The organism is Clostridia bacterium, assembly GCA_017405765.1.
GTDB lineage: Bacteria > Bacillota > Clostridia > Oscillospirales > RGIG577 > RGIG577.
Window position 1 is genome coordinate 14122 of record JAFQZS010000041.1, and the last position, 11873, is coordinate 25994.

The following is an 11873-nucleotide window of genomic DNA, read 5'->3' on the forward strand; positions in this document are numbered from 1 at the left end:
GTTGCCGCATGCTTTTAAATATATAAAAAACAGGCCGTAAGAATCCTTCAGCCTGTTTTTTAAGTGATCCATCTTTATTTATTCATCTGTTCTTGCGGCTTCCTCAATGGCCTCTTTTACGGCCTCGGTCGCCGTGGGTATATTCTTTGTCGCCATTGCCTCATCTACAATGACCTCGGCCATTTTTTGAGCTTCCACAGCCTCCTTCACCGTTTCTGTCGAGCTTTTCGGCGCTTCCTTTGCGTCTTCGCCGATCTTTTCCACATTCGGAGCTGCTTCGCGCGCGGCGTCATCCATTGCTTCCTTTGCAGCGCTTGTCGCAGTCGGCATAACGGATTCTGCCGCCTCAAACGCCTTTCTTGCCGTACTTACGGCTGCCTCTATCGTCTCAACGTCTTCCGCGTCTATCTCTCGTATAAGACCCATCGGGGTTTGCTGTGCGCTCTGTCCGAGCGGATTGTCTTTAAGTATCTTTACAAGTCTGTCGCGGTCCATGCTCGTATGCGACGCGCCCAAAATTCGTCCCGCAAGGTCGTTTATATCAACGACGCAGGCGCGTATGCCCAGCGCGTTCGACAGGCTCTTTGCCACTTCGTCCGGCTCGGCCGGACCGAGTACGACATACCTGTTATACGGAGGAAGCGTATTGGGCGTAGGGCCGTCTATCGACTCCGCCTTATAGCCAGCTATCTTGTAAAACCAGCCGCGCTGACGAAACAGCTTGCCTATTGCGCTTACGCCCGCTGCAAACAGAATGCGCGGCACCCCGCATTCTCTTAAGGCCATCTCCATAGTTTCGGGCATGCCCAAACCTATGCCGAAGGGCGACTTGTAGACAAATTTCGTTAAAAAACGCGCAAGCTTTCTGGGCTTTATCTCCTCTAAGGGTATGGCTCTGCGCTGAGTGCAGGCCACGGCCTTTTCGGATACGAAGAATATATCGCCCTTGCGAACGTGCTCCTTCGCATATTTTACGGCTACGTCCTCGATCTTGTCCTGATCGGTTATTACGTGAGTTCTTATAGGCAGGCGGAGATAATACGCTCCATCGACTAAAACTATGGCTTTTTTGCCTTCATTAGGCTTAAGTTCGCTCATTTTAAAAATACCCTTTCCCCTCGATACTTTTGTCTGTTTTTATTATATCAGCCCGGAGGCCATTTCATCATGCGGCCGCCCAAAACATGAAAATGAAGATGTGCGACGCTCTGCTGTCCGTTCTTGCCGCAGTTGTTAACTATACGATATCCGTCCTCTGCTATGCCAAGCGTCTTTGCTATCTCGGCTATCTTCACATAAGCGTGAGCCACAACGTCTGCATTTTCGGCGTTTAGAGCGTTCGCATCTTTTATATGCGTCTTCGGTATCACCAAAAAATGTACGGGCGCCTGAGGCGAAATGTCATAAAACGCATAACACTTTTCGTCCTCGTAGATCTTCTTTGAAGGTATCTCTCCCGCGATTATTTTGCAGAATAAGCAGTCGTCCATGAAAAAACCTCCTTTTATATTGTTCAGACTTGCGCGTCTTAATTTATTTTATCATATCCGAAACTATATTATTTACGGCTTCAAGCGCTTCTTCAAGCTTTGAGACGTCCTTGCCGCCTGCAGTCGCGCTGTCGGGGCGTCCGCCGCCTCCGCCGCCGCATATCGTCGCCACGGCCTTTATTATTTTGCCCGCATGAGCGCCGCTCTTAACGGCGTCCTTGCCGCATACGCAAAGGAAGCTTATCTTGCCGTCCTTCACGGTGGACATTACTGCAACTCCGTTTGGAACGCGCTCCTTTGCGGCGTCGCCCATCATTCGCATCGTCTCCATGTCCACGTCGTCAAGCTTCGCCGCAACCACGTTTACGCCCTTAACGTCCTTCGACACGTTGAGCATATCTACTATCTGCATATTCGCTATACGCGACGAAAGTTTTTCTATTATCTTGGAATTATCCTTCATCTCCTGCACTACCTGATGCGCTCTTAAAACGAGGTCGGTGGGAGTAGTCTTTAGAAGCTGAGCCGCGTCTTCTATTTCCTGCTCGGCTCTCTGTAAAAATTCAAGCACGTTAGTGCCGGTAACGGCCTCGATACGGCGCGTTCCCGCCGCAACAGACGCCTCGGATACTATCTTGAAAAGGCCTACCTTCGCTGTATTGTCGAGATGTGTGCCTCCGCAGAGGTCTATCGTATAATCGCCCATATTTACAACGCGAACCACATCGCCGTATTTCTCGCCGAAATCGGCCGTCGCACCTATGGCCTTTGCCTCGTCTATGCTCATATATGAGAAAGTTATGGGGAGACCTTCCATTATTATCTCGTTTACACGGCGCTCAACTTTTCTTAACTCCTCCTTCGTAACAGGCGAGAAGTGAGTAAAGTCAAATCGCGTGCGATACTGATCGACATACGAGCCCGACTGTGTAATATGATCGCCCAGAGTTTCCTTTAATGCCTTTTGCATAATATGAGTTACCGAGTGGTTCCTCATCGTCTTTAAACGCGTGTCTTTATCGACAATGGCGCGCACCGCGTCATCCTTAAACACAGTTCCCTCGCTTACGGTGCAGATGTGAACGTGAATGCCGAGAGCCGTCTTTTTCGTGTCGCGAACGGTGAGTACGCCGTTAGGTGCGTTTATGATGCCCACGTCGCCCACCTGTCCGCCGCCTTCGGCGTAGAACGGAGTCGTATCAAGCACTACGAGTACGCTGTCGCCGTCCTGTGCCACGTCAGTTCTTTGGCCGTCCTTGAGCATTACGGCTACCTTTGCGTCGGAGGCAAACGTATCGTACCCTACGAATCTGAAATCTATATCATCGCCTATATCCGACATGGAGTTTGCGCTCCAACTTACGTCGTCCATTGCCGCGCGGTTCGCGCGTCCCATTTCGCGCTGCTTCTCCATGAGCTCCTCAAATCTCACTTCGTCAACTACGATACCCTTTTCCTCAAGTATCTCACGCGTGAGATCGAGCGGGAAGCCATAGGTGTCGTAAAGCTTGAACGCCGTATCGCCGGAGAAGATATGCTTTTTCTTGGGATCAGCGCTTTTTTGCATCTCGGCTATCATCGAATCAAGCAGCGCCATGCCCGAGTCTATCGTCTCAATAAAGCGTTCCTCCTCCATGCGGATGACTTTCTTTATGAAGTCGCGCTTTTCGATAAGCTCGGGATAAGCCTCTCCGGACTCCGAAATGACCGTTTCGCACAGATCGGAAAGGAACGTGCCTTCTATCTTTAAGATCTTGCCGTGTCTTGCGGCGCGTCTTAAAAGCTTTCTTAAAACGTATCCGCGTCCTTCGTTGGATGCGAGCACTCCGTCGCTTACTAAGAAAGTGACGCTTCTTATATGGTCGGTGATAACGCGGATGGACATATCCTTAACGGAGTCTTTTTTGTATTCCGTATGGGCAAGGCGCGCAACGTGGTCTATTACGCGGCGTATCGTGTCTACCTCGAAAAGGTTGTCCACGCCCTGCACTATGCAGGCCATACGCTCAAGGCCCATGCCTGTGTCAATATTAGGATGCTCAAGATGCGCATAGTTGCCGGCTCCGTCCGAATCGAACTGCGTAAACACGAGATTCCAAAACTCCACATAGCGGTCACAGTCGCAGCCGGGCTTGCAGTCGGGCTTGCCGCATCCGTTTTCCTCTCCGCGGTCAAAATATATCTCCGAGCACGGTCCGCAGGGGCCCATGCCTATCTCCCAGAAGTTGTCGTCCTTGCCGAGGCGCACGATGCGCTCTGCGGGGATGCCTATCTTTTTGTTCCAAAGTTCATAGGCCTCGTCGTCGTTCTCATATACGGTCACATAAAGCTTTTCTACAGGCAGCTTCATAACGTCCGTGCAGAACTCCCATGCCCACGGGATTATTTCTTTTTTAAAGTAATCTCCGAAGGAAAAGTCGCCCAGCATCTCAAAGAAGGTGCCGTGGCGCGCCGTTTTGCCAACGCGCTCGATATCGGGTGTGCGTATGCACTTCTGACAGGTGGTAACGCGCTTTGAAGGCGGCGTTTTTTCACCGGTAAAATACGGCTTTAAGGGCGCCATGCCCGAATTGATCAAAAGCAGCGACTTGTCGTTTATCGGCACGAGCGGAAAGCTTTTGAGCCTTAAATGATCCTTGCTTTCAAAAAACGAAAGAAATTTTTCTCTTATCTCGTTAAGCCCCATGTATTCCATAAAAAACTCCTTATATCTTTATCTTTTTCCAAACATTTATTATATATTTAAGCCGCGTCATTGTCAACGATTTACGGGCTTGATTTTTTATATTGTAAAAATCAAAAAACGCAGTCGTTTACTTTTCAAGAAACTCCGACCAGCCTATGAGCGCGGCGCCGATAGCTCCGCAAAGCTGCGAACGCGGCGATACGGAGATCTTTTGACCAAGCCGCTTTTCAAGGCATTCAACAACTCCTGTATTCTTAGAAACGCCGCCCGTCATTGCAAATCCCGGCTTGCCCTGTGCGCGCGTTATAAGGCTCTCGGTCTTAGAAGCTACAGATTCATTTAGTCCGTGTATTATATCCTCGACCGCGGTATCCTTGGCAACGAGGCTTACTACCTCGGATTCCGCGAATACGGTACACATGCTCGATATCTTGACCTCGTTTCTCCACCGAAGCCCCATGCGGCTCATCTCGGCGAGCGAAAGCCCAAGGGCGCGCGCCTGCATCTCAAGAAACCTTCCCGTGCCGGCTGCGCACTTATCGTTCATCACAAATCCCTGCACGTTTCCGCCCTCGTCTATCCGTATTATCTTCGAGTCCTGGCCGCCTATGTCTATTACTGTGCGCGCGCCGGGGAAAAGATATGCCGCGCCGCGCGCGTGACATGTTATCTCCGTCATGGTCTGCTTCTTTATGTCGATAAAATCCCTGCCGTAGCCCGTTGCAACAACAAGCAAAAGCTCGTTTTCCGATATGCCCGCCTCGCTCAGCGCCGCCGAAAGCGCCTCTCTTGCGCTCTTTGTCGCAGACATTCCCGTTTCGATCACGGCGCTTCCGACTATATTTTTGTCCTTGTCCATTATGACTGCGTCGGTGCTTGTTGAACCCGAATCAAGCCCCGCAACGAAGCGCGCGGACGCGCGCGCGGCGAGTGTGTCCGTCTTTTTCATATTATTTAACCCCAACGTTTCACCGAAGGCCTCTATGCGCGTTTTAAGCTGTCCCGAAGCCTGCGGCGTCGCGTCCGTTTCGATCTTCAAAATCGGAACGCCTGCGCGCCCCCTTATGTCGGCGTATTCAAAGCTGTAATAGTCGCAAAACTTCATCGTGTGGTATATTATACCCTTTATGCCCGTGTCGTAACGAGCGCGCGCTTTTATGTCGAGCATACGCATACACGGCGCCGGTCCGGTAAGAAGAAGCCTTGCGTAACATAAAAAGAACTCTTCCTCGTTTTTCGGCGAGCATTCTTTAAAGGCAGAGGCGCGCCATGTCCGATCTCCAGAGCATGTGTCGTCTTTTATGTATATATCGGGCATTACGGCGCGCGTCTGCGCTATGAGCGCGCTGCCGCCGTGCGCGCCCGAAACGCTTACGTATTCGCGCGCATCTTCTTTGTCTTTTATGTTTTCTTTACAGGCTTCCCATGCGCGCTCCCATGAAAAGCATTTGCCCGAATATTTTTCATATGCGTTTTTCAGTTTTTTAAGCTCTGCCGAAAGCATGGCCGTTTCCCCCCTGCCCGTCTTATGGGGCAGCGGCAGAAAATATATAAACGAAAGTTCCTCGCCTAACAGCACGTCAAATGTCCTTCTCATCGCGTCGCAGCAGTCCGTTATGACAAGCTCTCGCACCTTTTTTTCGTTCACCTCTTCTATTACGGCCTTTGCAAAGCCGCACATGTTCGGGTGGGAGCAACCGTCCGCACAGGAAAAAGACGCAGGCGCGGGGTCAAGACGACTTGCCGTCTCTAAAAAACCCGAAAAAAGCTCCCCCGGCGCGTATTTACAGGCAGTATAGATCATCGGCGTTCCTCCAGCATCTCCAAAAATGCGCCTATCCTCGTTTTTAACTGTCCGTCGGAATTGTTGCGTCGGTCCACTCCGTCGCCGTTTAAAACAAGAGTAGGAATGCCCGCGTCCGTAAGCGCCTTCTCAATAAGCGCGGCGGCGCCGCACGTTTCCTTGCATCCCCAGTGACAGAAGAGTATCACTCCGTCGGCCTCGAGCGCGCGCGCCGTGTCCGCCGCCTTTTCTATGCGCCTCGATATCGGTCCGTTATAATAGTTATATACTACTCTTCTTGCCATGGCGCGGTACGGGTCGCAGTCGTCCATGTCTATAAGCGAATCGTAGCAAAGCTCGGTAATCATTATCCACGGGTCGCGGCTGTAGTCGAATATCGTCTTCGCCGTTTTTTGATAAAACGGATTTGTGTGCATCCAAATTATCTTTTTTCCGGGTCTTACTTTGCTGTTTAAAAAGTCCTCTTTAAGCATCCTCGCATATGTAAGCGTCCCGGGACGCCCAAGCGCATTATGCATAAGGAGCGCCTCATAAAGCTCGCTCGTAAGCTCGGCGGAAATGTATCTGTCTTTTCTTAAAGCCATGACCTCATGCATCGTGCGCACAGTTTCGCGCGAAAGCGCTAAAGCTTCGTTCAGCTTATTAAGATCGGCTTTCCTGCCCGTTATATCCTCAAGCCACGCCGTCATATCTTTCATCTGATCCGCCACGTAACAAACGGCCTCTTCACACGGCTCGTAGGGTATGTCGATATAAAACTGAGGCGCCGAAAAAAGCTCGGCCGCCTTTCTGAACGTAAGATTATTCGCGTCGCAGGCAAGCGAAGTGTTCACAATGGCAGCGGGCTTAGGCATAACGCCGCTTACCGCAGCGCCCGTCAATATCTTATGATAAGAGCAATACGTCTCCGATATGCCTGCATTCTCTGCCGTCCTTACAAATACCTGCTCTGCGCCTGCGCCGTTCGTATATGTCGAATACTGCTCCGCACACATGGGGTAAAGCCCCATTGCAAAAAACACCTCGCACGGCGTGAACATGCTAGTAAGCACCTGGGCTTCGGGATGCGAAAGCGGACTCACTATAAAGTCCATGCAGAGCGCGCCGAGATAATTTTTCGCCGCGCCGAGGTTCTTATTGGGAATATGCTTCAGTTTCCATCCGTAGGCGCGGTACGCCGTAAGCAAAAGCCGCCTTGCAAAAAGCGGACGCTTCGGTATCTGCCGTTCTACAAAACCTCCGAAAGTTTCTATTATATCCGCCATGCGTCTCTCTCCTGCGTAAAATTATCAAATCAGCGTTACTTTTGCCGTCTTAACATGTCTCCCGCTTTTACGTCAAACGGGATGCGCAAAGAAAGCGCCATAGTTGGATGCGGCGCGGCCTCTATCGTCTCGCCGTTTTCGTTATACATTTCGCTTACCGTAAACTCCTCTCCCGTGCGCCCGGGGGTGAGGATCTCAAGTCGGTCGCCCTTTTTGAATTTGTTCCTCTGCGTACATGATGCAAGCGCTCCGGCAGACGAATCTTTCTCCACCACGGCCGCCACTTCATACTCGCGTATATATGAGCTCGATTCGTACACTTGGCCGCTCTCTTTCGGATGTCCGAAGAAAAAGCCTGTGTGATATGCTCTGTGACTTACTTTTAAGACCTCTCTTAAAAGCCTTTTGTCGAAAACGTATCCTTCGGGATCGGCGCAGTACGCGTCTATCGCCTGACGATAAGCGTTTACCACGGTTGCGACGTAGTACTCCGTTTTTACGCGCCCTTCTATCTTAAAGCTCGATATGCCCGCGTCTATAAGCTTTGGTATATGCTCTATCATGTTAAGGTCCTTCGAGTTTAAGATAAACGCGCCGTTTTCTTCCTCAAATACCTCATAAAATTCTCCCGGCCGCTTCTCCTCCATGAGGAAATACTTCCATCTGCACGGCTGCGCGCATTCGCCGTGATTGCCGTCACGCGCCGCCATATAATTTGAAAGATGACATCTTCCCGAATACGATATGCACATCGCGCCGTGAACGAACGCCTCCAGCTCAAGCTCTTTCGGAAGCTTTTCGTGCATTTGTTTTATCTCGCGAAGCGAAAGCTCCCGAGCAAGTATAACGCGGGAAGCGCCGAGCTTATAATACTCGAGCGCGGACATATAATTCGTCGCGTTCGCCTGAGTGCTTACATGTATCGGCACGTCGGGCGCATATTTTTTCGCAAGGCTCATTACCCCTATATCTGCAATTATGAGCGCGTCCGGCTTTATCTCGTTTAAAAGCGAAAGATATGCGGGAAGTCTTTCTATATCGTCGTTCCTTGCTATTATGTTTACCGTTACGTAGAGCTTCTTTCCTCTCTCATGGCAGTACTCTACCGCGCTTTTAAGCTCCGAATCGGAAAAATTCTTCGACGCGGCGCGAAGCCCGAAATCGGTCCCGCCGACGTAAACGGCGTCGGCGCCATATCTTACGGCGGCCTTGAGCTTTTCAAAACTCCCTGCCGGAGCAAGAAGCTCGGGTCTTTTTATCGTCATAGTCTCACCTCTTCTTTTGGCATAACAGCATACCGTCCCCGACTGACAAAAGCGCAAAATCAAGTGTCGGATCGAGCTTTATCTTATCAATAAAAGCGCGCATATTCACAGTCATAGTCTTATGCCTGTGAGGCACGAGCGCATCGTTTGCCACCATACCTCGAATGAGCACATTGTCGCAGACCAAAAGTCCCGAAGGCGAAAGCAGCCTAAGAACGTCGGGAAGGAAGCTTAAATACTGTCCCTTCGCCGCGTCCATAAAAATAAAGTCGAATTCGCCGCTCTGCATCGAAAGCGCCTCGTGCGCGTCTGCTATTATTATCTCTATGCGCCCTGAAAGCCCTGCCCGCTCGATATTCTCCTTTGCCAGCGCGGCCATATCCTCGTTTCGCTCTATTGTAACGATCTTCGGATCAGAGCCCGACGCATAATACATCATAAGCGCGGAGCATCCCACCGCAGTGCCCACCTCGAGTATGCGCGCGGGCCTCTCTCTGGCACATAAAAATTTAAGCATTAAAGCGGCAGCGTCACACACCACCGGTATATGACGCTCTCTGGCAAATTTGATTATTTCATTTATCAGACGATTCTCCTCGCTGTAAAGCGAGGAGATATACTCGTCTATATAATCGTAAGTTATATTCATCGTCTTAATTTCCCCACGTTCTGCTTGCGACGGTGACGTTCCTCTGATGCTCCTCATACGTTTCGGCAAACATGCTCGTTCCGTCTCCGCGTGCAACGAAGTAGAAGTAATTCGTATCCTCCGGATAGAGCGCAGCCTTTATCGCCGCAAGACCGGGCGATGCTATCGGTCCGGGCGGCAGTCCCGCATACTGATATGTATTGTAAGGATTGTCAAGCTCCGTATCCTCATACGATACTATGTCCTTTCTCTCGCCTATTACGAACTGGAGCGTAGCGTCGGACTCGAGATATCTGTAATCGGAATTGAGTCTGTTATGGAATACCGACGAAATGAGCGGCATATCCGACAGTGTGCCCGCCTCGCGCTCGATTATCGACGCCAGCGTTATCGTTTCGTCGAGCGAATATCCGAGCTCGTTCATTCTGTCGTAGAGATCTACAGTGATCTTTCTGTCGAAGTTAAGAAGCATTCTTCTTATTATCGAGATCTCTCCCTCTGTTTTCGAGAAGATATATGTATCGGGGAACAAATATCCCTCAAGGCGATATCCCTGACGGTCGGCAGGTATCCTGTCTATGAAGTTATATCCGAAATCGTGATTGTTTATAACGTCCTCGAAAGTCTCCCGCGTGCCGAGCCCGTTGCTTACGAGCAGGTCGATTATCTGATCGCACTCATAGCCCTCCGGGATAAGGATCCTTATGTCATCCGGATTTGTTTCGGAGAAGGGACCGCGTTTTAAGGTCGTCATTATATTATCGTACGTCATATCGTATGAAAGTATAAAGTCTCCGAATTTCGCCGTGCCGTCCTCTTTCGTCATTTTCGCATACAGCACGTATGCAAATTCGTATTTTATAAGCTTGTTCTTATGCAGTATCTTAGCTATATCCTTCGTCGAGGCTCCGTCCGGTATGGTCACCTCTATCTCCGTCGTATCGACCTTTGTAAGACCGAACGCGTCGTTTGCGACGCTTATGATGAATGCCGATATAATGCCTGCGATAACAAGATATATAAGCGACCTTACGACTACCGCCTGAACAAGCTTTAGTCCCGTCTTACGCTTTCTTTTTCCCTCTGTATTTACTTTTTCCTGAGATTCTTTTTTATCTTTTTTTGATCTCAGCTCATTTAAAAGCTCTCCCGCGCTTTTTCTTTTGCCTTCGTCTTCCTTTTTTGATGCTCGAGCGCGAGCCTTTTCAGCCTTTTTTTCGCTTTTTTCTTTGGCCTTTTTTTCTAAGTCTCTCTGGCGTTTGGCCTCTTTTCTTGCCTTCTGTTCGGCCTTCCTTTGCTCTTCGTCTCTTTTTTTCTCGTCAAGCCAGTCTGACGTTTTGTTATATGTGTCGAGATAGCTGTCTATGCTTGAACGTGACGCAGATGCGTTTCTCGGCGCGGTTTGCGTGCTCCCCGCCGCCGTGTATGAAGCTTTTGACGCGCTCTTTACGGATTGCGCGCGCCTTATTGCCTGCGCTTCCTTCGCAGTCAGCTTTTTTTGCGGCGCGGTCTGCGTCTTTTCTTCCGAGTAGCCCGATGTGCCGTAAGATCTTGCGGCTGTGCTCTTCTTTTTAGTCTCTGTCACGCTGCGCCGGGGCGCGGCTGTTTTCGCCTTTTGCTTCTTTTTGTCATCGGAACTTTTAAATATATCCGAAAACGAAGACTTCTTTTTTGAGACAGGCTTCTTTTCGGGCATGTCCTCTGTGCGCGCGCTTTTCGGCGCAGTCGGCATTCCGCTTTCATTTCTCGGTCTTATTTTCGTTTCGCCGGTGGACGTGGGATAATATTCATTTCTCGGCCGAGTGATATTTCCCTTCTTAGCTTGAGGATAATATTCGTTTCTCGGCCTTCTGGGAGCGTCTCCTCTCGGATATTCTTGTTTTTGATCGCTCATTACTACCTCCGTAGATCTGCGCTCTCACCAAGCGCTGCAGATCTGCATATGATATATCACCCTACAAAAAACGAGGTGAGAAAATGGATAACTGCGGCAATTCCTGCGGCGGTGGGTCAGGTTTCTTCGGCAGCGAAAACACATGGCTTGTTATAGCCTTGATAATCATCGTTTTTGTGCTTTTAAACGGTGAAAACGATCGCTATTAGAAAAAATCGAAGCGCACACAAGCGAACGGGCATATATTATGTCCGTTCGCACTATTTTGTCAGGTAAAAAACTTCGCTTTGCGTTACTATTATATCTGCTTTTACGTCATGGGCGTCGTGATGCACATCTGAAACTAGGCATTCATCGGGACAGATGCCAAGCTTTATTCCACGAAAATCCTCAAGATATCTGTCGTAAAAGCCCTTTCCGTATCCCAAACGATACCCAAGCTTATCATAGCAAAGTGCAGGGATTATTACAATATCAATATCTGATTTTTCGACAATTTTTCCGTCTTCGGGCTCCATAACTCCAAGGCTTCCTTGTTTTAAGCGCCCTAGGCCGTCTATCTCCACGGCGTCCATACGGCCGCTTTGATATGTTTTCGGCACGCACACGCGTTTACCTTCATGCAAAAGCGAATGTATGAGCTCGTGCGTCGCCGCCTCCGTTCCGAAGGATACATAGCAAAAAACGGTCTTGGCATTCTCAGTCTCGGAAAGAGAAAGCACCTTCCGCTTTATTGCTCGTGATATGTTGTCCATGCCTCGTATTTCGGCGCGGCGTTTTTTCATTTTTGCTCTTAGCGTCTTTTTATCCATATCAATTA

9 protein-coding genes are annotated in these 11873 nt (G+C 49.8%); all 9 read right to left on the reverse strand.

What is annotated here, in order from left to right; translation table 11 throughout:
- Positions 1–78: 78 nt before the first annotated feature.
- Positions 79–1098, reverse strand: coding sequence for a coenzyme F420-0:L-glutamate ligase (locus IJG50_07250; GenBank protein ID MBQ3379639.1), 1020 nt, complete (start codon positions 1096–1098; stop codon positions 79–81).
- A gap of 47 nt (positions 1099–1145) precedes the next feature.
- Positions 1146–1490, reverse strand: a complete 345-nt coding sequence (locus tag IJG50_07255) for a histidine triad nucleotide-binding protein (GenBank protein ID MBQ3379640.1) — start codon at positions 1488–1490, stop codon at positions 1146–1148.
- Positions 1491–1533: 43 nt separating this feature from the next.
- Positions 1534–4185 (reverse strand): alanine--tRNA ligase, encoded by a 2652-nt coding sequence (gene alaS, locus IJG50_07260; GenBank protein ID MBQ3379641.1) that lies wholly within the window; start codon positions 4183–4185, stop codon positions 1534–1536.
- A 118-nt stretch (positions 4186–4303) separates the two neighbouring features.
- Positions 4304–5980, reverse strand: coding sequence for a 2-hydroxyacyl-CoA dehydratase (locus IJG50_07265; protein ID MBQ3379642.1), 1677 nt, complete (start codon positions 5978–5980; stop codon positions 4304–4306).
- Positions 5977–7245 (reverse strand): 2-hydroxyacyl-CoA dehydratase, encoded by a 1269-nt coding sequence (locus IJG50_07270; protein MBQ3379643.1) that lies wholly within the window; start codon positions 7243–7245, stop codon positions 5977–5979. The genes IJG50_07265 and IJG50_07270 overlap by 4 nt, the downstream gene beginning before the upstream one ends.
- 35 nt (positions 7246–7280) lie before the next feature.
- Positions 7281–8504, reverse strand: a complete 1224-nt coding sequence (locus IJG50_07275) for a U32 family peptidase (protein MBQ3379644.1) — start codon at positions 8502–8504, stop codon at positions 7281–7283.
- Positions 8505–8514: 10 nt separating this feature from the next.
- Positions 8515–9159, reverse strand: a complete 645-nt coding sequence (locus IJG50_07280) for an O-methyltransferase (protein MBQ3379645.1) — start codon at positions 9157–9159, stop codon at positions 8515–8517.
- Between the two features lie 4 nt (positions 9160–9163).
- On the reverse strand, positions 9164–11053 hold the full coding sequence (gene mltG, locus IJG50_07285) for an endolytic transglycosylase MltG (GenBank protein MBQ3379646.1): 1890 nt from the start codon (positions 11051–11053) through the stop codon (positions 9164–9166).
- A gap of 260 nt (positions 11054–11313) precedes the next feature.
- Entirely contained in the window at positions 11314–11838 is a 525-nt protein-coding gene (locus tag IJG50_07290) for a 5-formyltetrahydrofolate cyclo-ligase (GenBank protein ID MBQ3379647.1), read from the reverse strand.
- Positions 11839–11873 lie beyond the last annotated feature (35 nt).